Here is a 21,206-nt window from a genome sequence, read left to right as displayed (position 1 = left end):
CAAAATTATTAGAAAAACACTGTATTGGTAGTTGCTTAAAATAGCTTATTCTAGTATATTTTCAATTTATTTAATTACGACAAGTGTTTGCATTTCTTCCTCTCATTATTTTTTTAGCCTTATATCTTGGTAGTGGTACTTATTTTTCCTTTATAGGACTTGACAATCCTCTTCATCAAATTTCACCGTTAGTTTGCTTATTACCAGCATTATTTTTTGCTATTCTATTCAATAAAAACAAAATTCAGCATAGCGTTGATACTCTTATAAAAGGTATGGGTAATAAAACTACTCTTACCGTGTGTTTGATTTTTCTCCTTGCTGATGCATTTTCTACTGTTACTCAATCGCTTGGTAGTATAAATGTTATTGCTAGCTTAACTATTTGCTTTCTTCCAGCACAATTATTACTTCCTGGAATGTTTTTAATTTCTGCGTTTATTGCAAGTGCAATAGGCACATCAATCGGAGTTATTGCACTTATAACACCAATAGCTGTGAATCTAGCACAAAATGGAGCTTTTGATTGTGCGGTGGGCGTTGGAGCTGTGATAGGTGGGTCCATGTTTGGCAGCAACCTTTCAATGATATCTGACACTACTATTGCGGCTACTTCTTCACAAGGAGCTTCAGTAAAGGATAAACTAAAACTAACCTTAAAGACAGGATCTATTACAGGTTTTATAATACTTACTTATCTAGTAATAATTTCAAATAGTACAGAAGTTGTTTCTTTTTCAACTCTGAATTATTTATCCATAGTTAAAATTATACCTTATATATCTTTAATAATTATGGGTTTATTTGAAATAAACACACTGGTAATATTAGCTGTTAATATGGTTGTTGCTGGAATATTAGGAATAGCTTTTTTTGATTATTCTATTATTGATTATTCTCATGACATATGTAGGGGTTTTAATAAGATGAATGAAGTAATGATATTTATTCTTTTCAGTAGTGGATTAAGTCACTTAATGTACGAATACAGTCAGAAAAAGATAGATAAATTCACCGATGAGGTAAATCTCACAAGAAGTCAAGCTGAACTTATGATTGCAGGAATATCATCTATGTTTACCATTTTGGTTTCCAGCAATATTGTTGCTATTTTATTAACTAGTAATATTGCGAAAAGACTTGCACAGAGATATAACATTTCACCACACCGTAGTGCGTATTTATTACAGATATTTACTGCGATCACAAAAAGTATCTTACCTTATGGTTCTCAAATATTGCTAGCAAGCAGCATTGCCTCTCTTTCACCTATTGCTGTACTAACAAAAGTATATTATTGTTTTGTTTTTGCAGCAGTTGCAATAAGTGAAATAATTATTAATGGCAGACGTCATGCGGTTGTAGCTCCTCAATTACCACAAATATAACACAACTCTTTCTGTAGCTTTGTGGAAATTATGCTAACTGATTATGCTGTAAAGGTGAGCCATATTCATATATAAATTAATCTGTTGTTGGAATGATTCTAAGCCTTCATTTTCACAACTCATTTTTCTACAAATTTTCACTCTATTTGTTAATAAATTGACAAATATTATAATATATGCTAAAATATTTATATAGCACCAGTTCTTTCATAAAGACATAGTATTGCTAATGTCATAAAAAATGTATCAAAATAGTAGAGAAACAAATGCCTGATTATTATGAAATATTAGGAGTAAAAAGAGATGCTACTCACGATGAGATAAAAAAAGTATATCACAAATTAGCATTGAAGTTTCATTCAGATAAATTGTATAAGGAAGTGCAAGAGTTAGATAGGTTAGAGAAAAAAAAGAAGGACGGAGAGCTACTATCACAGTCGGAAGAAGGTCAAATGGCTGAACTTAAAGAGGAATTGGAAAAATTCAAGGAAATATCAGTAGCATACCACGTGTTATCTGACCAAGCAAGCAGAAACCAGTACGATAGGGGAGAGGATTTTAGTCAACAGGAGTGGTCGTGGACAGAAGAAATGCTTAAAACAATAAGTGAATTAAAACAAGAAGGGAAAAGAGAAGAAATTTTTTATCAAACATTCATTATGTATGATTCGAAAAATCAAAAATTAATCAGAGAGGAAACAGAAAGGCTAAACAAGCGTTTTGAACAAATAGAAGAGATGGGCAAATCCGAAGAGACTGAAGAATCAACCGAATACAAATATCTAAGGACTATTCTGGAATTGTCGAGAAATATCGAGTCAAATGAGTATGAAAAGTGTTCTGATATAATGAAGAAAGTTACAATTGCTGCTGGTGACATTACATCTCTAGTGCAAATTGCTATTAAGTACAATCGTGTGGAAATTTTCAAGCTCTTTGAAGAAAGGACAGAAATATCACAAAATGACATCTTAAGCTGTGCTTGTGAATACAAATCTGAAAAGTTTTTGGATTATTTTTTTTAATAAGTACTTAGATATCAACTATAAAGATAAAGAAGGAAATACAGCTTTACATCATACATTAAAACGGTTGGATTTGGATAAATCGAAATACCAAGGTTTTGTTAAGTCAGTTCTTAGTAAAGGTGCAGGGCTTGATGTTGAAAATAAAAAAGGTAAAACTCCGTTTGATCTCTTGCTTAATTATGTTCAAGGACATCCTATAGCTAAAAGAGTAGAAAGATTAAATTATGTTGCGGAGTTGCTTAGTTGTTGTAAAAGCGATGAGCTAAAGAAACTAGAAGATACTCCTGCGTTGAATAAACTAGTAGATACTATTGTTCAATATAACCATAAAGAAGCTCTAGATCTCCTAGTCGAAAATAATATAAAAATTTCAAGTATTACTTTAAAAAATATCGTTACAAGCGATTGCGATAAAAAGATTTTTGGTTGCTTTTTACATAAAAATAAAATTGACTATCAAGATGAAAGTGGAGGTACAGCTCTACATCATGCTTTAAGAAACCTGCACTACGATAAGTCAATGCTTTGCAAAGTTGAATCACTTGTGAGTGCAGGTGCAAGATTTGATATTAAAAATAACCAAGGTGAAACTCCGTTTGATCTCTTGATTGAATATGTTGAGAAGGGGTTTTATGGTCAAGCGTCAAGGTTAAGTTATGCTTGGAAGTTGTTTAACAAATGTGAAAATAAAGATGTACTAAAAGAGCTAAAATATAAAGATGGTACTCCTGCATTAGATAAACTAAATGAGCTTCGTATTAAGTGTCGTAATACTTCTATCATAGTTGCTTCTACGTTAGCAGTAGTAGGAGTTGTTTTAGGGGTAGCTATTGCAGCTCATTCAGGAATGTTAGCGGTAGGGATAGGAATTGGAGTTTGTTGTCTTGTTGTTGCTGTAATCACATACCATTTTAGTAGTCCTGCAAATTTATTGAAGGATAGCAATGCTAAAGATGTAGTTAATACAATAGGATTAGTAAAATCATAACTTAAGATCAGGAGAAATGGCAGATCAAGTTCAATAACGCTAATTTATTAATATATTTACTAAAATCTCAAGCTAAGAAAATTCCATGTTTACAATTCTGTGAGATGCTGGTGGTATCTGTCTTACTTTCCTAATAGGAATACAGATTACAAGAGATAGGCGATGGAATTGCAAAGAGTTTGCAAATAATAGTTATTATTTGTAGAATATATAGAAGTTAGTAGAGATTTTAATAGTATGCCATCCGTTACTTTTATTTTACCTGATGGAAGTAAGAAAAGCTATGAAGCTGCAGAGGGAGAAACTCTGCTTAATTTAGCCCACAGAAGTGATCCAGATCTGCTTGAAGGTGCATGTGAAGGCTCTCTTGCTTGTTCTACATGCCATGTGATTATTGATCCAAAATTTTATGATGTTGTAGAAACACATAATCCTATATCTGATGAGGAAAATGATATGCTGGACCTAGCTTTCGGCTTAACAGAGACATCAAGGCTTGGGTGCCAGATAAAAATCACAAAAGATATTGACGGTTTATGCGTAACCGTGCCCAGAGGTACAAGAAATATATCATTAGATAAATAAGAGGATCATGCGTAAAATTTTTGTCTATATTCTCATCTCCTTACCTTTGTTTATTCCTCTAGCGTATAGTGGTTTTTGGTATTTTTCTGCATTTAAGGTAAAAAGTCTTTTAACTGATTACATTAATGACGAAAAAGTTGATATTTCACATGATTTTAAGGGATTTCCTTTTAACCTAGTTTTTCATGTAACGAATCCAAAGTTTTCTAATGAGCAATTAACTGTTTCATCTGAAGCTTTAGTGATAAAAAACAGATTATTTGATAAGTCAGTATATATCTATATACCAAGCAATAAAGTAAACATTGCTGTCCGTAGTGATGAGAAAAAGAATATAAAGTGTCACACACACGTGAGTAGCCACTTTGTTGTTAAACTAAATGATTTACTATCTTCATTAAAATTCAACAGAAATAGCACTGTAATAGACTATATAGATACATTTCGTTACGAAGATTATGGATTAAAATGTGATGTTTTAGAAAATCAGCAAAGTGTTATAACTGAAGTGAATGATAAAAGTAATTACATTCAATTTCACTTTGATAAAGAACTGAATGAAAATACTAAACTAGAATTTGATTTTTATACTTACCGTTATAAACATACTGCAAGTCCTGCAAATTACCTTAGTGTCGACGCTAAATTAGATTATGAATTTGTAAACCATATTTCAGCTTCTAAGATTAATTTCAACATAGAAAAATTTTTGATTGAGAGTAATAACTTTTCTATTGCTGCGAATGGTGGAGTAAGTAATTACAATTTAGTTACATCTTCATTTGAAGATAAAATCAATGTAGCCATATCAAATTATAAAGAATTAATTTCGTTTGTGACTAATGATTCAAAGACTGCAGATAAATTGGAAAAATCAATATCTTCCTTATCAGAAAAAATCACTAATAACGACATTCAATTTTCAATAAAGTACGACAATAATGTAGGTTCAGGCTTTATTGGAAAATTATCCACTACTGATTTTATCACTCAATTCACCAAGAATGAGAATAGTAATTAGCTTACTTTTTACATTGATATTCCATTTAAGCATAAATGCTTTTACTTTGGATGATAAACTAAGAGACGAAAGCATGGAAGAGCGAGCAAGTAGCTTATTTGCAGTAATAAAGTGTCCAGTATGCTCTGGTGAATTATTATCCGAATCTGAGTCTCAAGTTGCATATGTTATGCGTAAGACAATTCGCAAGAAGATCAGTGATGGATATACTAACGAGCAAATAGTTTCAGAGTTAAAAAATTCTTATGGAGATTCAATTATCATTGTACCACCTGTAAAATCTAGTACCTACATTTTATGGTTTATTCCTTTTATAATTCTTCTTATTGGATGTTTTCTAATACGAAAATCAGTTCAGAAAATAGATAAGGTAGTAAAAAGATAACTATAGAGTAAAAGTGAGTTTACAACAAATGCAAGTAGCTACTATACGAACATTTGAGTTTAGATCAAAGATTGTAAGGTTAAATCTTCCATCCAAATAACCACGCACTCTACCTGCTTATCTGGGTAGACTTCTTGCACTAGGGTTTTATAGATCAACATTTGCTTTTTTATTTCATTTAATGAGGAAATAGAAACGTTATGGTGTGATTTATAGTCAATTATGATTGCTTTGTCTTCTGTTATGCACAGTCTGTCTAGCCGCACTAATACTGGTTTTCCGTCAATTGTTCCACTAAGTGGAATTTCTGATTTGCCCTCCAAGTCGAACAGGTAATCATATTTTTCATTAAAGGTTAATATTTTGCTGTAAATTTCATCCTTATTTTCACTAGTGTTTATGCTATCAAGATATTTCCTAACCCAATTTTTTCTCCTGTCTTTCTCTATCTTGGGCATATATTGCAATATACTGTGAATTATTAAGCCTCTTGCATAGCTGTCTGTCGTCCCAATGCTCCTTTTTGTCATTCCAGCATTCTCATCTGTCATCCCAGCGCTTGACACTGGCTTTTTTTCTCCAGGTTCCAGTGTCACGTGCTGCAATGACATTGATAGGTTTGATGGAGGTGAAATCACTGGAACATCAAAATAATCACGTTTTTTATAAATAGAAGGGTAGTTTGCATTCATGCATAGCACTTCAACTTTTTCTTTAAATATCGGCTGTAAGTATAGTTTTTTCCTCTCATATAATGCTCCATATTGAATAACTAGATCATACCAAGAGCCCTTTTGCACTGGCTCTTTGCCTAAAATGTATAACTCATCTTCAGCACGCGTAAGTGCCACGTACAGCAAACGCAAATATTCGTTATAATCCTCTAGTTTTTTCTCTCTTTTTACTTGATTACAATAAGCATTACTATTTTTGCCACACCAAAATGGTGCTTCCGTTGCATCAAACAAAATATTTTCGCTGTTTCTTGGTACTGTATTTGTGTCAACTAAAAACACTATTGGAGCTTGTAGACCTTTTGATTTATGAATTGTCATTATTCGTACAGCATTGAGTTCTGATTGCATATCGTTTTTAATCTCAGGATTATTTTCTTTGATCCACTGAACAAATGCTTGAAGAGATGGGTGCTCAAATTGCAATACGAGGTTCATAAATTCGTCTAGAATCTCGAAGCACTCAAGACCTAGCCTTGCAGCAAATTTCTTTTTACCTGTGCGTAATATATGCGTGAATAATGTAAGAGGGGATTTTGTCTGAGATAAGTTAATCAGATAGTTTAATTCGCTATAAATAACCTCATGATAATCATGAATTTTTTCCCACAATGACTGCTCTTTACGATTATATGCAATATTGAATAAATCGTCCTCAGTAAAGTTAAATAGCGGTGATTTTAAAACATTTGCAAGAGCAAGATCATTTGCCTGGAGGAGCAAAAATTCAGCCAAAGCTATTAAGTCCTGCACAGCTATGTAATCCATAATTCTAAAATAATCTCGGCCTATAACTGGTACATTTACTTTTTTTAGTTCACTTATTATGTAGTCAACTAGCGCATTTCGTTGCCGTACCAAAATCATAATGTCCCTTGGTTCTATATGGCGATCTTTGGCGACTAAAATCCGCCCTTCGTTTAACCAATTGCGAATTCTTTGGGCTATTGCCTGAGCAAGTAATCGATCCTTTACTACATAATCTTTCCTCTGTGTTAAATGAATTTGTAAGGCTTGCTGCTCTTCCTCTTCATATCCTGGCAGTAACGGCCAAATTTCAATGTATCCTTGATCGTTTTCTCTATATGGAATATGTTTTATCTTGTTATCATTGAAAGATATTTCTTCACGAAAATTGTTAAATATTCTGTCTACAAGCATCAAAACTTCTGGAGTTGAGCGAAATGACTTTTCAAGTTGACATGATACCCAATCTCTGCCACCAGTTTTCGTGTGAAAATATTGCTGCATGTAATTAAATAGATGGGGATTTGCTCCTTGAAATCTGTAAATTGATTGTTTTACATCGCCAACAACAAATAAAGTTCTCTTTTCATCACTGCCGGTAAAAAATTCATCGCAGAGACTTGTTATAATTTTCCATTGACTAATACTATTGTCTTGTGCCTCGTCAACAAGAATATGGTCTATTTTTTGGTCTAGATTAAACAATATCCAATCTTTATTGCCTGGATTGCTAAGGAGATTTGTTGCTAAATTGATGATATCATCATAATCAAGCAGTGCATTCTTTGATTTTTCATTATTATATAGATCAATATATACTTTAAATATACTAAGTAAACTACTGGTTCTTCCGAATATTTGATAAGAATTTATGTCCTTTACATGGGTAAACAATGCATTTTGAATGCTTTCTATCATTTGCTCTGCGTCTTCAAATTTTTCCAAAGCACCCTTTGTTATAATGGATGATATGCTCTTTTTTTCGTACGATTCTGATTTGAGAAATACTTTAGCTAAGTTCTCTATCTTGTTGTCATCCCAGTGCTTGACACTGGGACCCATATTTCTTTTTTTCTGGGTCCCAGTGTCAAGCACTGGGATGACAACATCTGGTACGGACGATTTTGTGCTATTACACCAATCATAAAGTATCGCACTGTAACTCTGATCCCTTTTGCTTCCCTTACTTAATATTTTAGCTAATCTTTTTATCTGCTCAATCGTTTCATTCTGTAAATTGTCAATCTTGTCTGGGAAGCTTAGTTTATCTTTTATATATCCTAAATTATTTTCTAGAGCTGATCTCTTTATACATAAGGTATAGAGCAAATCACGCAGCTTATTTTCATCAATTTCAGCTGCAACGATATTGATATCGTCCTGCACAGTTTCGTTATGAAGCGTTTTTTCAAATACGATGGAATGCAATTCTTTACATTCGCTCAACGTACAATTTGGAGCGATACCAGCTTCTGTAGGAAAGCTGGAGATTAATTTGTAACAAAAGGCGTGTATAGTTTGAATACTAAGACCAAGATTTTCCAGTTCAGAAAAAAGCCTTCTTGCTCTTGTTAAATAATCTTTATTTTCTCTGGTCACATACTGGGCTAATTGTTCTAAATCTGCGACCAATATACCCTCTGGACATATTGCCCACTTACTAAGTGTACTGTAAATGCGATTCTCCATTTCATTTGCTGCAGCATTGGTAAATGTTAAGCAGAGAATATTTCTCTTATTCTCTAATAGAAGTCTTAATACTCTGTCTATTAAGATCTTTGTTTTACCTGTACCAGCTGATGCACTTACCCATACAGAGAAGTTAGGATTTATGGCATTTGATCTCATTGGGAGTGTATAAAGTTTGACTGAAGTGGCATTTCAAGTATAGTAAATAAGATAGTGTTAGTGAAGATATACAGATGGAAAGTTTTTGTGTAAAGGCTCCTGCAAAGATCAATCTTTTTTTACATATTATAAATAGAGAAGAAAGAGGGTATCATTTAATTGAAAGTTTGGTTGTCTTTGCTAAACTTTCTAATTTTTTAGAGATAAAAGTAGGAGAAAAAAACTTTAGATATGATAACTCTACAGTTCAATTTGTAAACTCTGAGTTTAAAATAAATTATCGATATAATACTATAACGAAAGCATTGAGTCTACTGCTTAGGTACGCTCCTATACGAACTAAAGTCACTGTAAGGGTTATAAAAAATGTACCAATTGCTGCAGGATTTGGTAGTGGTTCCTCAGATGCTGGAGCTGTGATACGCACGCTAGGAGAGCTGTGGGATATTGATAGGCAAATTTTAAGTGATATAGCTTTAAGCGTTGGTGCTGATGTGCCTGCAAGTGTAGATAGTAAGCCAGTTTTTGTTAGAGGTGTTGGTGAGGAATTATGTCCCATTAAACAATGCTCTTTACCCATAAGTCTGGTACTTGTGAAACCAAAAAAAAAGTTTTTGAATACATCAGAAGTATTTTCCAAGTATAAAGAGGATTTCTCTAATCCAATTAAGTGGAGTGATAACAATGAGGAGAATTTGTTAGAGCTTCTTAAAGAGACAAAAAATGACCTTCAAGAAGCAGCAATAGGTTTTGTACCTGAAATTCAGAATGTAATATCAACACTAGAGTCACAAGAAGGCTCTATACTTTCTCGTATGTCAGGTAGTGGTGTAGCATGTTTTGGAATGTTTGATAGTGAAGAAAGTGCAAAAGCTGCAGCGGCAAATATCAAAAAGGAATATCCAGAATGGTGGGTGTGCGACACAGAATTAATAGTTTGATTTATGCCCTTAATTTCCAAGAAGAAAAATCTTATAGATGGTTACAGGGAAGAAAGATTTTGGGTAAATAATCAAGAATATCATGGCTCAATTATAATTTTTCCTGAAAAGGTGATTGAATTGAAAGAAAGTGATATAAATAACAAGGAGTATTTTAAATCTTTTTTAACAGAGGAAATAGAGATTTTGATAATAGGTACTGGTAAGATACGCGATTGTTCAATGAAGTCTTATCTTATGGAGCAAAAGAATTTAAATTTTGAATTTATGACGACGGGTTCTGCATGCAGAACCCATAACGTTTTAATATCTGAAGATAGATTTGTTGTCAGTTATCTGATAGCATGTTAGAGATATTTACACAGAGTTTTTTTATAAACAGTCTAATTGCGGTAATTATGATTAGCCTAGTCACAGGAGCTCTAGGGTCATTTATGATATGGCAAAGGTTATCGTATTTGGGTGATAGTTTGTCCCATTCGTCATTGCTTGGTATTGCACTTGCTTTGATCTTTAATATCAGTCCATCGGTAAGTATAATGCTCATTGCAATTATGTTTGCTATACTACTTTCTCTTAATTTTAATAAATTATACTCTGCTGATACGATATTGAACATAGTTACCAATGTAGTTTTATCATCGAGTTTAATACTTATATCTTTTCTTCCATCAGGTAATAATAGTATTATTAGCTCACTTTTTGGTGACATATTAATGATTGACCAAAGTAATATAATATCAATTTTTCTAACCTCCGTAATAGTTACTTTGATATTAATATTTAGATGGCGCTATTGGCTGATGATTTCGATTAATCAAGATTTGGCAACAGTTGAGAAAGTAAATGTTAATTTTGTTAGGCTAGAATTTTTGATTATACTCGCTATCTTTATTGCAATTTCTGCTCAATTAATAGGAATATTACTCATTGCTGCATTTTTGTTAATACCTGCTGCATCAGCAAGACTCATTTCAAAAACTCCAATGCAAATGATTATTGTTGCAACAGTTTTTTCTGTGATTTCTGGAGTATCAGGTTTGATATTATCTGCAAGTTTTGACTTATTAACTGGACCTGCAATTATACTTATCGCAGCTGTGTATTTAATCATTGCTTATTTTATAAGATTGGTGTTAAGTAGATCGACTTAATTTTGGTCTCGAAAGTTCATAATTCATTAACAAATGAGTGTAACTATCTGAGCGTAAAGTAGTTTTTGCTACGTTGTTTTATGTGCTAATTGTTAATTTGTGGAGTGAAAGATATGGCCGAAGGATTTTTTTCTAGATATATAGGACAGCCTATAAAAAATTTTTATAATTATGTTACGGGAAAGAAAGAAGTATCTGATGATATGCAGAATACAGCAAATCAAGAAAGCTCAGAATTGTTGGAAACTGATGTGCAATCAAATGATGTGCCACCAAGTAGTGATAATATAATATAGATGGCATGAGAATTACGCCATCTAAAGTTAAAAAATTCCTTGAGAAACCCGATACTTTAAGTGGTGTATTAATTCATGGGAGTGACAATAGTAAGGTCGATATTTTTGTACAGGAAATAATTGCCAACTTGAATGAGTATTCAGTTCAGGTGATGGATTTTGCAGTAGTGAATAAGTCGCCTGGCTTGTTATTTTCCGAGTTGGCAAACATTTCGATGTTTACTAAAAAAAGGTTAGTTAAGCTGATAAATGTCAGTGGAAGTATATCTAAAGAGTTAAGAAACATATTGGATCATAATATAGGCGATCATTATATAGTAATGATGGCAAATGATCTTCCATATAGTTCTACAACTAAAAGTTATATGGAAAGCTCAAAAATTTTCGGTGTCATTACCTGCTATAAGGACAGCGGTAGTAATCTTTGTGATATTATATCAAGTTACTTGAAACAAAATGATATAGAGTGCACAAGTGAGATAATCTACCACTTGCAGTCTTATTTTAATCATAGCAAACTGCCTATATATTCAGAGCTTGAAAAATTAGCTTTATATCTAGGAAAAAGAAAAGATCTTAAACTTGCTGATATAGATCTATGCTTTTCAACCTCCGGCAATGATTATGTTACACTTGATAATCTGTGCTCTGCAATAGTGAGTAAAGACATGGGACAATTCATCAAAATTTCTGATGTATTGATATTACAAGAGAATTTTTCACCGATAGCATTAATCCGTATTATATCAAATTATTTTCTACGACTAGAAAGCGTTTTGCTGTTAATACAAAATGGAATGAATGAACAAGCTGCAATTGACCAGCTGAGTCCTCCATTGTTCTTCAAGCAATTGCAGAGTTTTAAATCTCATTTGAAAAGTTTGCAACTTTCAGAACTTAAGAAGATCTTAGAAAATTTGATGAGCTTGGAAGTGACCTGTAAAAGAACTGACTTGGACCATAAAATGATCTTTCAGCATGAGATTAACTATTGGTGTTATTCGTTCAGCAGAGTAGTAAAATAAGGTAGACGAGAAAAAACAACTAAATGTTGTTATGAAAGTAGCTGACACTGGCATCCAGAAATATGGGATATGTATAGAAGTTATTTTAAAATACAACGTTTTGGCAAGATTATGGATTCCAGTGTTAGCTACTTGAATGACAGGAGCAGAAACTGGAATGACAAGAAATCTAATATTTTCACGTTTCCTGAACAATGCTTATTGGTGTCATTCAAATACATCCAGTGCATTTAAACCTTTTGTATAATTCTTTGACTTTCTTCTAACCTTGCAACAATGCTCTCTCTACCGATAAAAATTAATAATTTAGCGAGTTCTGGACCTGTTTCCGTTCCTGTTAAAGCGAGGCGCAACTGCATAAATAGATCTTTTGCCTTTATATCAACTGTCTGTCGAATATTTTTAACCCACTCTGATAATGTGTTTTCATTACAATCACCTTTAGGCAATGAACTTAGCGCTATTTTTATAAACTCTTTATTAAGAACCACAGGCTCTATACCAAATTTGCATGTTTTCCACCATTTGGCCACCTCAGAAAATTTTTCTATATTACTCCTTATAAAATACCAAAACTCTGGGCCAATTTGACTTAAACGATCTTGCACCATTTCAAATGGCATTTGTTGCAGCACTTTGCTATTTAGCTTATACATTTCACTCAAGCTGAATTGTAAAGATGCTGAGCTAAATTTTTTAATATCAAATGAGTCAATTAAGGGCTGCATATTAATATGAGCTTCTATCGGATCAGACGTTCCAAGTTTTGCTAAATAGCTAATTAGCACCATTGGTTCAATCTCATCTTCTCTTATGGACTTAATATCCAGCCCGCCTTTCTGTTTCGATATTTTGCTATCATCAAAATGTAGTAGAGGAAGGTGAGCAAATATAGGAATTTTCGCTTTTAATGCTTGAATCATTTGAATCTGAACTGCGGTGTTAGTTACATGATCTTCGCCACGTACAATATGGGTTACATTAAAGTCAACATCATCAATAACAGAAGGTAGCATGTACGTATAAATTCCATCTTCTCTTTTTACCACAGGGTCGCTAATGTGAATTGTTGCAATATTTATTTCACCTTTAACTTCATCATTCCATTTCACAACTTCATTTCTATTCAATTTAAATCTAAAGTGAGGTGTTCGTCCTTCTTGCTCATAACGAATTTTCTCTTGCTCAGTTAGAAGCAACGCACCTTTATCGTAAACAGGGGGAAGTCCTTGTTTTAACTGCAATTTTCGTTTAGTGTCTAATTCTTCTCTCGTTTCATAACATGCATAAATATGACCTTCTTTCATTAGCTGTAAGAACACCTCGTTATAGCGCTCAAAACGCTCTGATTGCTTGAAACTTGAATTCCAATTTATACCAATCCATTTCAGATCTTCTATGATATTATCTATATATTTAATATCTGAACGCTCAAGATCAGTATCATCAAAACGTAGTAAAAATTTTCCATTTTGATTACGTGTGTACATCCAACAAATGAGTGCAGTGCGTATATTTCCTACATGGAGATAGCCAGTTGGACTTGGAGCGAATCTTGTTAGCATTTAAATGATTACTTTAGTTTATTTTCATTTTATATAAATGTACTGCTAAAGCAAGATTCTTCTTCTTTGTCTTGGTGTTAGTTGCTACAAAGTACGGCGAACATGAAACCTTTTTGTTAGAGTTCCATGATCTGCCTAAAATACTCTGAAAGCACGGCTTTAGTTATTTACTCTAAATATATTATACGTATACTTGTTATTAAATTAAATTTGAAATGATAAGAAATGAGTGAATTTAAATCGATCCGCAATATTGCAATAATTGCACACGTTGACCACGGAAAAACTACTTTACTTGATAACATGTTAAAACAAAGTGGCACGTTTCGTGAGAATCAAGAAGTTCAAGAACGAGTGATGGATAGTGGTGATCAAGAACGTGAACGTGGGATTACAATACTTGCAAAATGTACGTCAATAATGTGGGGTGATGAGAAAATTAATATCATTGATACACCAGGACATGCGGATTTTGGTGGAGAAGTGGAAAGGGTGCTCTGCATGGCAGATGGTGTATTACTACTGGTTGATGCTGCAGAAGGTCCAATGCCACAGACTAAGTTTGTGTTGTCAAAAGCACTAAAGGCAAATTTAAAACCGATTGTGATAATCAATAAGGTTGATCGACCAGACAGCAGAATTGATGAAGTACTAAATGAAATATATGAGTTATTTTTTAACCTTGATGCAACCAACGAGCAACTAGATTTTCCAGTACTCTATGCTTCAGGTAGAAATGGTTGGTGTGCTAAGGAGCTATCTGATGAGAGAAAAGATTTAAGCCCATTATTTTCAACGGTGATAGATTACATAAAACCTTCCGTTTATGATCAAAATGCACCCTTTGCTATGCTAGTTACTTTACTTGAATCTGATAAATTTCTTGGCAGAATATTGACAGGAAAGATTTACCAAGGAATCGCGCAAGTTAACTCAGATCTTAAGGTAATTGATCTTGATGGTCAAGTGGTTGAGCGAGGGAGATTAACTAAGTTACTCTCATTTTCTGGTTTAAAACGTATTCCGGTAGAGCAAACTGTAGCAGGTGACATAATTGCCATTGCAGGACTTGAGAAAGCTTCAGTTTCAGACACTATAGCAGCACCAGAAGTTACAACTGCGATCAGCTCAACTCCAGTTGACCCGCCAACGATGGCGATTACTATAAGCGTTAATGACTCACCTTTTGCTGGGCAAGAGGGAACAAAACTTACCTCAACTGTTATAAAAGATCGTTTATATGCAGAAGCAGAAACAAACGTTGCAATTACTGTAACTTTGGCTCCAAGTGGTGAAGCATTTGAAGTAGGTGGACGTGGTGAGTTGCAGCTTGGGGTACTGATTGAAAATATGAGAAGGGAAGGTTTTGAACTTTCAGTTTCACGGCCTCGAGTGCTATTTAAAGAAGAGGATGGCAAAAAACTTGAACCTATAGAAGAAGTAGTAATTGATGTGGATGATGAATATAGTGGGATTATCATGGAGAAACTTAGCTTTCGAAAAGGTGAAGTAACTGACATGAGACCTTCTGGTAGTGGCAGAACTAGGTTGACATTTTTAGTGCCATCAAGGGGATTAATTGGCTATCAAGGAGAATTTTTAACTGATTCTCGCGGCACTGGTATAATCAACCGTTTATTTCACAGTTATGCTCCACATAAAGGTTCAATTTCCGGAAGGCGTAATGGGGTTTTAATTTCAACAGACAAAGGCGAAGCAGTAGCGTATGCAATTTTCAATCTGCAAGATAGGGGAATTATGTTTGTTAAGCCACAAGATAAGGTATATTGTGGTATGATTGTCGGTCAGCATAGTCGTGACAATGATTTAGAAATAAATGTACTTAAAGGTAAGCAATTAACAAACGTAAGAGCTTCAGGTAGCGATGAAGCTATAAAGCTTACTCCACCAAAAATAATGACACTGGAGGATATGATAGCATATATAGACGATGATGAATTGGTAGAAGTAACTCCAAAATCTATACGTTTGCGTAAGAAGTTCCTCGATCCAAATGAACGTAAACGTGCAGGAAGGGCGAAGAATAAGGAGTAATCAAAAAGTATCCATTCAGCAGAGTGGCAAAAAAGCCCAGTGTCAGCTACTTAAGTGACAGCAGCAGGTACTGGGATGACAATAGAAGGCTATTGTCTGTAGAAAGATGTCATTCCAGCGTGTGACGCTGGAATCTAGCTTTTTATCAGAAACGTTGTATTACTTTTATACTTATAAGTTTCTAGACAGTGGATTTGTTGTAGACTTACTCTATCACTTTACCCCCTTATTTTACCACTCTTCTGACTATATATTTTTATATGAGGCTTTTTGCAAAAATTTTGCATTTTGTGTAACATGATGTATATGAAAATTGATCATGAAGTTAGTATAATTATTGAATCAATAGAGAAATTTGGTGGCGAGGCAAGGCTTGTTGGTGGATGTGTTAGAGATTCAATTTTGCAGCGTGAAATTCACGACATTGATCTTGCTACTAATCTGCTGCCTAATCAAGCAATTAAAGCGCTCAAGCTTTGCAATATAAAGACTATTCCAACTGGTCTGAAACATGGAACTATCACTGCAATTTTAGACAAAAGATCCTTTGAGATTACAACGCTAAGGCATGATGTAAAGTGTGACGGTAGACATGCGAAGGTAGAATTTACTGATGATTGGCAAGCTGATGCTTCAAGGCGCGACTTTACGTTTAATGCTCTTTATGCAGACAAGCATGGCCATATATACGACTACTTTGGTGGAATTGAAGATTTAAAAGCACGAAAGTTAAGCTTTATAGGTAACGCTGAAGATAGGATTAAGGAAGACTATCTACGTATTTTAAGAGCGTTTCGTTTTCACGCTAAAATATGCATAGGAGATTTAAGTGATGAAATATTGGATGTGTGCAAAAAGCATTCGCACATGATTCAAAACCTCTCTGGAGAGAGAATAAGAGAAGAAATATTTAAATTGCTGGAGTGTGATGATCCTGCTCCAACACTTAAGAGCATGCAAAAATCTGATGTTTTACAAAAAATTATTCCAAAAGAAGTAAAATGCGAAATTTTATCTTCACCACTTCTTATCAACACTAAACCTCCTACAAAACCCTCAGCGTATGGCCATACGCCTTTCCTAGATCCCACAATCGATGCACTAACAAAATTAGCGTTGCTTATTAGGACTGCCGAAGATAGAGCGAGTCTTGGAGAAGAAGTGAGCAAGTTTTTACGTCTTTCAAATAAGCAAAAGAAAAAACTATTATTTTTATTATCAAACAATATCAAAGCAGAGCTTTCAGAAAAAGAGCAAAAGAAATACATATCTTTATTTGGTAAGGAATTATATTGTGACTTAATGAAGATTTGTGGTATTGAGTCTGGAATAAATGTTGATGAGTATATTTCATTTGCTAAGATGTTTAACATTCCAAAATTTCCTTTATCTGGTGATGATTTAATAACTATAGGTCATCAACCAGGAAAAAATTTAGGTAGAAACTTAGAATTGCTACGACAACACTGGGAAGGCAGCTCCTACACTTTAACAAAGGAGGAGCTGATACTTTATGCTAAGAGCTTTATTTAAATCTTCCTTTACTTACATTTGTCGTATTGCTGTGACTCATGGAAGAGTTAGGTGTGTATTCTTTTTAGCTTTATCTGTTAATTCATATTCATTGTTTTCTTTTGAAGTTTGAACGCACATTCCCTGATCTGGAGATAAAAATTTATCTCTTATACTTGATGCCAGTTGTTGAATCTTATCTGAAAAACATTTCATTTCAGCTTCCGTTAACTTCTGCACAACAAATTTTTTGACTGAGTCATTATTGCTAACATTTTTCTGAGCCAAAAATTCTGTGAAAGAATTTATTATCGCTTTACTATCTTCTTCATTTAAATACAACTTTTCTGCACACCTCTCAACAAAAATTACCTGTTTGAGATCATGTTTTTTAACAAAATCTTTAGCAAGTTCTTCAACAACTTTGTTAAACTTAGTTTCTATGATCGCTTTTCCAGATTTAACCAAATTCTCTTTCAACAGTGCAAGTAACTTATTGCTTTCAAATTTACCATCACTTTGATTTGATAGAGATTTTATAGTTTCACCAAGCACGTTATGGCAAAAGTGTTTTCCTTCAAATTCAGGAAAACCTTTTTTCAACTCTTCATTTTTCTTAGATAAAAAGTTCTTGAAACCGTTATCCCTACGAAGCTTATTGGTAAGGTTCTGCAATTTTGACGAGGTTGATTTACTAGAGCTTATAGTTGATTTTGCAGTAGATGCTATACTCACTGTATCTAGCGCTTTTGCTTGTTCTTTTGTATCTTCTGTCAACTTTCCATTTTGTTGTTCACTTCCAGCTACTGAATTTTCAATTTGTTGTATTTTCAACTTATAATCTTCTCTAAGTGTTTCTGAATGTGCTTTAACAGATGACAGTGTAATATTCTGCGAAGATTCTAATTTTTTCCTTAAACTATTTATTTCAGCTAACAGACCTTTTTTTCTTCCTGTAACTTTGTAATATTAGCTTTCGCTTGATCTTCTTCTTGCTTACGTTTCTCTTGTAACTGCTCAATCTGCTTCTCTTGCTCTGCAAGTTTTTTTTCTAACATTTCTATCAGATTCGAATGAGTTTGCTTTAAGCTATCATCTATTCCAGATGATTCCCACTCTTTACCTTTTTCTAATGTCTGTACTTGTTCTTGTAGACTAGCAATCTTACTTTCTAATTCTTTTTTCTCTGTTTCAGTAGCACTTAGTTTATTACTTGAATCACTTTTATCTTTCTCTGATTGTTGTTTAAGATTCTCTACTTCAGCATTTTTTTCCTCAGCGTGTGCTTGTAATTTGGTAATTTCATCTTCTAATTCTTTTTTCTCTGTTTCAGCAGCATTTAGTTTGCTAATTGAATCTTTTAATTCATCTTTTTCTTTCTCTAATTGTTGTTTAAGATTTTCTACTTCAGCATCTTTTCCCTTAGCTTTTTCTTTCAATTCGTTAACTTCATCTTCTAATTCTTTTTTCTTTATTTCAGCAGCATGTAGTTTACTACTTAAATCTTGTAATTGATTTGTTAGACCAGTATTTTTTTTGCACTAATTGTTGCTGAGAACTTTCCAATTTTTTTTCTAAATTTAGTATTTTTTCCTCAGCTTGTGTGAATTCTGCTTGCTTCTCCTTAAGTTGATTTTTTAATTCCTTTATTTGAGTATCAGACTTGTCTTTTAACTGACTAACTTTACTTTCTAAATCTGTGTTTTGCGCTCGTAGAATTTCATTATCTTTCTTCACAGTTTCATTTATATCTTTATTTTTATCAGTAAGTGAAGTAATTAAAGCGCCTTGTTTTTCTATTTTTTCCTCTTGATCAAGTATGATTTGCTGTTGTGCGTTATTTTTATCCTCCATTTCCTTTTTCTCTTGTTCTAACACTTCATTTAATTGCGTTAAACTACGTATTTTCCCATCTTTTTTCTATCTCTACTGTGAGCATTTCTATTTTATTTACAAATTCTTTACTGCGCTCAATTAATTCTTTCTGCGAATCTAATATCTCCTTAGACTTCTCCTTGAACTGTGCTAAAAATTCTTCTCCTCGTTTTTGTGTAATTGCTTCTAATTCTTTATAACTCTTTTTAATTTCTTCAAGTTTAGACTTTAACTCTTCATTTTCTAATTCTAAGTCTTCAATCTGCTGTGCTTGTGCTGCAAAAAATTTAGCAAATATTTCTTTTTCCTCTCCTAATGATTTCACTTGTTCTGTAAGTTCGTTCATTTCTTTCAATTTTTCTTGTAATTTCTCATTTTCATCCTTCAATTCCTTTTCTCTGTCAGAGTTGAAAAGATTATCAGTCTGCACTCCATTAACCACAATAACTTGATTGTGGTGTAGGATATTCTCTGCCTATTTATTCCATCTCCCTGGCAACATTCGTCCGATTGTTTTTAGATATAGCCAAGCAAACACAGTGGATAAGCTGTATTTTTTTTCCTTTTGTTTAATACTAGATTCGTAATTAACCTTATTGTTAGCATTTAGCATAAAATTACCTAATTTTTAAAGTACTGAAGTTATATATATTAATATAATTATTAAATAAATAATAATATAAATGTTAAATTGTGTGAAAATTTTTATAGATTTTAAGTAGAAATACACATATTTGTAAGCACAGAATTTGCTTTTTCTATTGCTCTTGCTAACATTTCTTGTTCATTGTAATGATTCTTCACATTGATTACCTGAGCTGACAAATTTGCAGGGAAAGTGACCAAACTAACTTCCCATAGCTCCACTTGTTTTAACACTCGAACTCCGCTTTCATGATCAACATCATACTCTATTGGTATATAGCCAATCGAAAGCCCGTTAATAATTCCAGTTTTGAGCATTAAATATGCTTCCTCTGCTTTTTGAATACCCAAAAGCAAATGTGCAGTTATATATAGGCCAATATCATTTTGGCAAATATCTGTAATATTACCTATAGGCTCACTTGGATTGTGCTGCCAAAGAAGTTTTATCTGACTTTTATTTAAGTTATTCTTAAATGCTCCAGGCAATATCAGATCATTTTGCTTATCAACTATATTAAAAACGCTCGCATAGCCAGAAAATACTCCGTTTTCTTCTATGCTTTTTATTGATAATGGTGAATAGAGAAATTTCTTATTCATAAGTCCTCCTTGTAAATTATGCTATTGGGTTTGCCAGCGCTCTGAGCCAGCTTAAAATGTTGTATAGATTGTTTTCCTATATCTCAGGATGAGTATAAGACACTGCAATATAATTCTATTGTATGCAGTGCTTTAAAAATGGGGAAGTACTTTTTTTAGTTATAGAATTTATCGTTTTATGTACAGAAGGGTAGGGTTTGCTGCGCGTTAGGTTGCTCAACAGCAGCGTTTTCCAGATTTGTAGAAACAGCTTCATTTGTAGCTTTTCCTAGAAGGAAGCCAAATCCCAAAGAAACAGCGGCTATAAAACCATTCATTAATGCATGTTTCTCCCTCGTATTCTTGATAGATTTTAGAATATATCATTGTGCCTAAGAATACTCCAATCATTGATCCAACCAGTTTACTTGTTTCAGCTACTTTCTGTCTTTTCAACTCAACTTCTCTTAAACCTTCATTATTGGCTTCATTCAGGTTTAAATTTCTTTCCAACTCTTCTGATGTTTTCTCCTCAGCATCTTGGGATTTTGTTGATGAACTTTTCTGTAAATTTTCTAATTCTTGTGTGTCCATCAACACCTCACTATTAAAGCTTAAGTACAAATCATACAGCACTATAATTGTTTAGTCAAGGTAAATACTAGTATATTAAGTAAATATTTACTATATTAATATGATTGATTAAATTCACAACTAATTGTTTGGGGGAATAAAAAGATTGTGTTTTGTAGGTAATTTGCGTAGCGGAAGGTGTTACTCCAGTTTTACAACACCCGGGGTAACGATAAAGAAGGAAGTAGAGAAAGTTATA

At 33.3% G+C, this 21,206-nt stretch carries 21 protein-coding genes and 1 pseudogene; 13 read left to right on the top strand and 9 right to left on the bottom strand.

Going from position 1 to position 21,206, the window contains the following annotated elements:
* Positions 1-83 precede the first annotated feature (83 nt).
* From ABWU64_RS03945 to ABWU64_RS03920, 6 genes and pseudogenes are all read left to right on the top strand, one after another.
* Positions 84-1,388, top strand: coding sequence for a Na+/H+ antiporter NhaC family protein (locus tag ABWU64_RS03945; RefSeq protein ID WP_353279327.1), 1,305 nt, complete (start codon positions 84-86; stop codon positions 1,386-1,388).
* A gap of 266 nt (positions 1,389-1,654) precedes the next feature.
* Positions 1,655-1,954 (top strand): annotated as a pseudogene (locus ABWU64_RS03940) (DnaJ domain-containing protein); the annotation flags it as partial.
* A gap of 532 nt (positions 1,955-2,486) precedes the next feature.
* Positions 2,487-3,404, top strand: coding sequence for an ankyrin repeat domain-containing protein (locus ABWU64_RS03935; RefSeq protein ID WP_353279325.1), 918 nt, complete (start codon positions 2,487-2,489; stop codon positions 3,402-3,404).
* A gap of 237 nt (positions 3,405-3,641) precedes the next feature.
* Positions 3,642-3,989: a ferredoxin family 2Fe-2S iron-sulfur cluster binding protein gene (locus ABWU64_RS03930; protein WP_015588471.1), complete on the top strand. Its 348-nt coding sequence runs from the start codon at positions 3,642-3,644 to the stop codon at positions 3,987-3,989.
* A gap of 7 nt (positions 3,990-3,996) precedes the next feature.
* A complete protein-coding gene (locus tag ABWU64_RS03925; RefSeq protein WP_015588472.1) occupies positions 3,997-5,010 on the top strand; it encodes a hypothetical protein in 1,014 nt (337 codons plus the stop codon).
* Complete coding sequence (locus tag ABWU64_RS03920; protein WP_015588473.1) at positions 4,994-5,395, top strand: cytochrome c-type biogenesis protein CcmH; 402 nt, start codon at positions 4,994-4,996, stop codon at positions 5,393-5,395. The genes ABWU64_RS03925 and ABWU64_RS03920 overlap by 17 nt, the downstream gene beginning before the upstream one ends.
* A 59-nt stretch (positions 5,396-5,454) precedes the next feature.
* Here the strand turns inward: ABWU64_RS03920 and ABWU64_RS03915 are convergent, their stop codons facing one another.
* Positions 5,455-8,724 carry a UvrD-helicase domain-containing protein gene (locus ABWU64_RS03915; protein WP_353279323.1) on the bottom strand — a complete coding sequence of 1,090 codons (3,270 nt, stop codon included), beginning with the start codon at positions 8,722-8,724 and terminating at the stop codon, positions 5,455-5,457.
* A gap of 74 nt (positions 8,725-8,798) precedes the next feature.
* Here ABWU64_RS03915 and ABWU64_RS03910 point away from each other — a divergent pair, with 74 nt between their 5' ends.
* The 5 genes from ABWU64_RS03910 (at position 8,799) to holA (ending at position 12,140) form a co-directional block, all read left to right on the top strand.
* A complete protein-coding gene (locus ABWU64_RS03910) occupies positions 8,799-9,665 on the top strand; it encodes a 4-(cytidine 5'-diphospho)-2-C-methyl-D-erythritol kinase (protein ID WP_353279321.1) in 867 nt (288 codons plus the stop codon).
* A gap of 3 nt (positions 9,666-9,668) precedes the next feature.
* On the top strand, positions 9,669-10,016 hold the full coding sequence (locus ABWU64_RS03905) for an Mth938-like domain-containing protein (RefSeq protein ID WP_007302686.1): 348 nt from the start codon (positions 9,669-9,671) through the stop codon (positions 10,014-10,016).
* Positions 10,010-10,819 carry a metal ABC transporter permease gene (locus ABWU64_RS03900; protein ID WP_353279320.1) on the top strand — a complete coding sequence of 270 codons (810 nt, stop codon included), beginning with the start codon at positions 10,010-10,012 and terminating at the stop codon, positions 10,817-10,819. The genes ABWU64_RS03905 and ABWU64_RS03900 overlap by 7 nt, the downstream gene beginning before the upstream one ends.
* Before the next feature lie 113 nt (positions 10,820-10,932).
* Positions 10,933-11,115 carry a hypothetical protein gene (locus ABWU64_RS03895; protein WP_015588477.1) on the top strand — a complete coding sequence of 61 codons (183 nt, stop codon included), beginning with the start codon at positions 10,933-10,935 and terminating at the stop codon, positions 11,113-11,115.
* A 5-nt stretch (positions 11,116-11,120) separates the two neighbouring features.
* Positions 11,121-12,140 carry a DNA polymerase III subunit delta gene (gene holA, locus ABWU64_RS03890; RefSeq protein WP_015588478.1) on the top strand — a complete coding sequence of 340 codons (1,020 nt, stop codon included), beginning with the start codon at positions 11,121-11,123 and terminating at the stop codon, positions 12,138-12,140.
* 230 nt (positions 12,141-12,370) lie between these two features.
* On the opposite strand, the gene gltX is transcribed toward holA, so the two are convergent.
* The gene (gene gltX, locus ABWU64_RS03885) at positions 12,371-13,705 is read right to left on the bottom strand and encodes a glutamate--tRNA ligase (protein ID WP_015588479.1); all 1,335 of its coding nucleotides are present in this window, start codon (positions 13,703-13,705) and stop codon (positions 12,371-12,373) included.
* Between the two features lie 225 nt (positions 13,706-13,930).
* Between gltX and typA the strand changes: the two genes are divergently transcribed.
* Complete coding sequence (gene typA / locus ABWU64_RS03880) at positions 13,931-15,760, top strand: translational GTPase TypA (protein WP_135352958.1); 1,830 nt, start codon at positions 13,931-13,933, stop codon at positions 15,758-15,760.
* A gap of 306 nt (positions 15,761-16,066) precedes the next feature.
* Entirely contained in the window at positions 16,067-17,293 is a 1,227-nt protein-coding gene (locus tag ABWU64_RS03875) for a CCA tRNA nucleotidyltransferase (protein WP_353279318.1), read from the top strand.
* A 36-nt stretch (positions 17,294-17,329) separates the two neighbouring features.
* Here the strand turns inward: ABWU64_RS03875 and ABWU64_RS03870 are convergent, their stop codons facing one another.
* The 7 genes from ABWU64_RS03870 to ABWU64_RS03840 all read right to left on the bottom strand — a co-directional run bounded on the left by ABWU64_RS03870 (position 17,330) and on the right by ABWU64_RS03840 (position 20,968).
* Positions 17,330-18,106 carry a hypothetical protein gene (locus ABWU64_RS03870; protein WP_353279317.1) on the bottom strand — a complete coding sequence of 259 codons (777 nt, stop codon included), beginning with the start codon at positions 18,104-18,106 and terminating at the stop codon, positions 17,330-17,332.
* Between the two features lie 98 nt (positions 18,107-18,204).
* Positions 18,205-18,711, bottom strand: coding sequence for a hypothetical protein (locus tag ABWU64_RS03865; RefSeq protein WP_353279316.1), 507 nt, complete (start codon positions 18,709-18,711; stop codon positions 18,205-18,207).
* Positions 18,712-18,766: 55 nt separating this feature from the next.
* Entirely contained in the window at positions 18,767-19,126 is a 360-nt protein-coding gene (locus ABWU64_RS03860) for a hypothetical protein (protein ID WP_353279314.1), read from the bottom strand.
* A gap of 43 nt (positions 19,127-19,169) precedes the next feature.
* On the bottom strand, positions 19,170-19,577 hold the full coding sequence (locus ABWU64_RS03855) for a hypothetical protein (protein WP_353279312.1): 408 nt from the start codon (positions 19,575-19,577) through the stop codon (positions 19,170-19,172).
* Positions 19,578-19,622: 45 nt separating this feature from the next.
* Complete coding sequence (locus ABWU64_RS03850; RefSeq protein ID WP_353279310.1) at positions 19,623-19,760, bottom strand: hypothetical protein; 138 nt, start codon at positions 19,758-19,760, stop codon at positions 19,623-19,625.
* Positions 19,761-19,861: 101 nt separating this feature from the next.
* On the bottom strand, positions 19,862-20,395 hold the full coding sequence (locus ABWU64_RS03845) for an HK97 family phage prohead protease (RefSeq protein WP_341815959.1): 534 nt from the start codon (positions 20,393-20,395) through the stop codon (positions 19,862-19,864).
* Between the two features lie 252 nt (positions 20,396-20,647).
* On the bottom strand, positions 20,648-20,968 hold the full coding sequence (locus ABWU64_RS03840; RefSeq protein ID WP_341815960.1) for a hypothetical protein: 321 nt from the start codon (positions 20,966-20,968) through the stop codon (positions 20,648-20,650).
* Positions 20,969-21,206 lie beyond the last annotated feature (238 nt).

Source organism: Wolbachia endosymbiont (group B) of Xanthorhoe designata (assembly GCF_964028585.1).
Lineage (GTDB): Bacteria > Pseudomonadota > Alphaproteobacteria > Rickettsiales > Anaplasmataceae > Wolbachia.
Note: the sequence above shows the minus strand (reverse complement) of the source record. Positions and strands in the feature narration are given on the sequence as shown.

What these genes read in the sequence shown, in the direction of transcription:
- ABWU64_RS03930 (WP_015588471.1), top strand. Translation starts at nt 3,642, where the DNA reads ATGCCATCCGTTACTTTTATTTTACCTGATGGAAGTAAGAAAAGCTAT.
- ABWU64_RS03925 (WP_015588472.1), top strand. Translation starts at nt 3,997, where the DNA reads ATGCGTAAAATTTTTGTCTATATTCTCATCTCCTTACCTTTGTTTATT.
- ABWU64_RS03920 (WP_015588473.1), top strand. Translation starts at nt 4,994, where the DNA reads ATGAGAATAGTAATTAGCTTACTTTTTACATTGATATTCCATTTAAGC.
- ABWU64_RS03915 (WP_353279323.1), bottom strand. Translation starts at nt 8,724, where the DNA reads ATGAGATCAAATGCCATAAATCCTAACTTCTCTGTATGGGTAAGTGCA.
- ABWU64_RS03910 (WP_353279321.1), top strand. Translation starts at nt 8,799, where the DNA reads ATGGAAAGTTTTTGTGTAAAGGCTCCTGCAAAGATCAATCTTTTTTTA.
- ABWU64_RS03905 (WP_007302686.1), top strand. Translation starts at nt 9,669, where the DNA reads ATGCCCTTAATTTCCAAGAAGAAAAATCTTATAGATGGTTACAGGGAA.
- ABWU64_RS03900 (WP_353279320.1), top strand. Translation starts at nt 10,010, where the DNA reads ATGTTAGAGATATTTACACAGAGTTTTTTTATAAACAGTCTAATTGCG.
- ABWU64_RS03895 (WP_015588477.1), top strand. Translation starts at nt 10,933, where the DNA reads ATGGCCGAAGGATTTTTTTCTAGATATATAGGACAGCCTATAAAAAAT.
- holA (WP_015588478.1), top strand. Translation starts at nt 11,121, where the DNA reads ATGAGAATTACGCCATCTAAAGTTAAAAAATTCCTTGAGAAACCCGAT.
- gltX (WP_015588479.1), bottom strand. Translation starts at nt 13,705, where the DNA reads ATGCTAACAAGATTCGCTCCAAGTCCAACTGGCTATCTCCATGTAGGA.
- typA (WP_135352958.1), top strand. Translation starts at nt 13,931, where the DNA reads ATGAGTGAATTTAAATCGATCCGCAATATTGCAATAATTGCACACGTT.
- ABWU64_RS03875 (WP_353279318.1), top strand. Translation starts at nt 16,067, where the DNA reads ATGAAAATTGATCATGAAGTTAGTATAATTATTGAATCAATAGAGAAA.
- ABWU64_RS03860 (WP_353279314.1), bottom strand. Translation starts at nt 19,126, where the DNA reads ATGGAGGATAAAAATAACGCACAACAGCAAATCATACTTGATCAAGAG.
- ABWU64_RS03850 (WP_353279310.1), bottom strand. Translation starts at nt 19,760, where the DNA reads ATGCTAAATGCTAACAATAAGGTTAATTACGAATCTAGTATTAAACAA.
- ABWU64_RS03845 (WP_341815959.1), bottom strand. Translation starts at nt 20,395, where the DNA reads ATGAATAAGAAATTTCTCTATTCACCATTATCAATAAAAAGCATAGAA.
- ABWU64_RS03840 (WP_341815960.1), bottom strand. Translation starts at nt 20,968, where the DNA reads ATGGACACACAAGAATTAGAAAATTTACAGAAAAGTTCATCAACAAAA.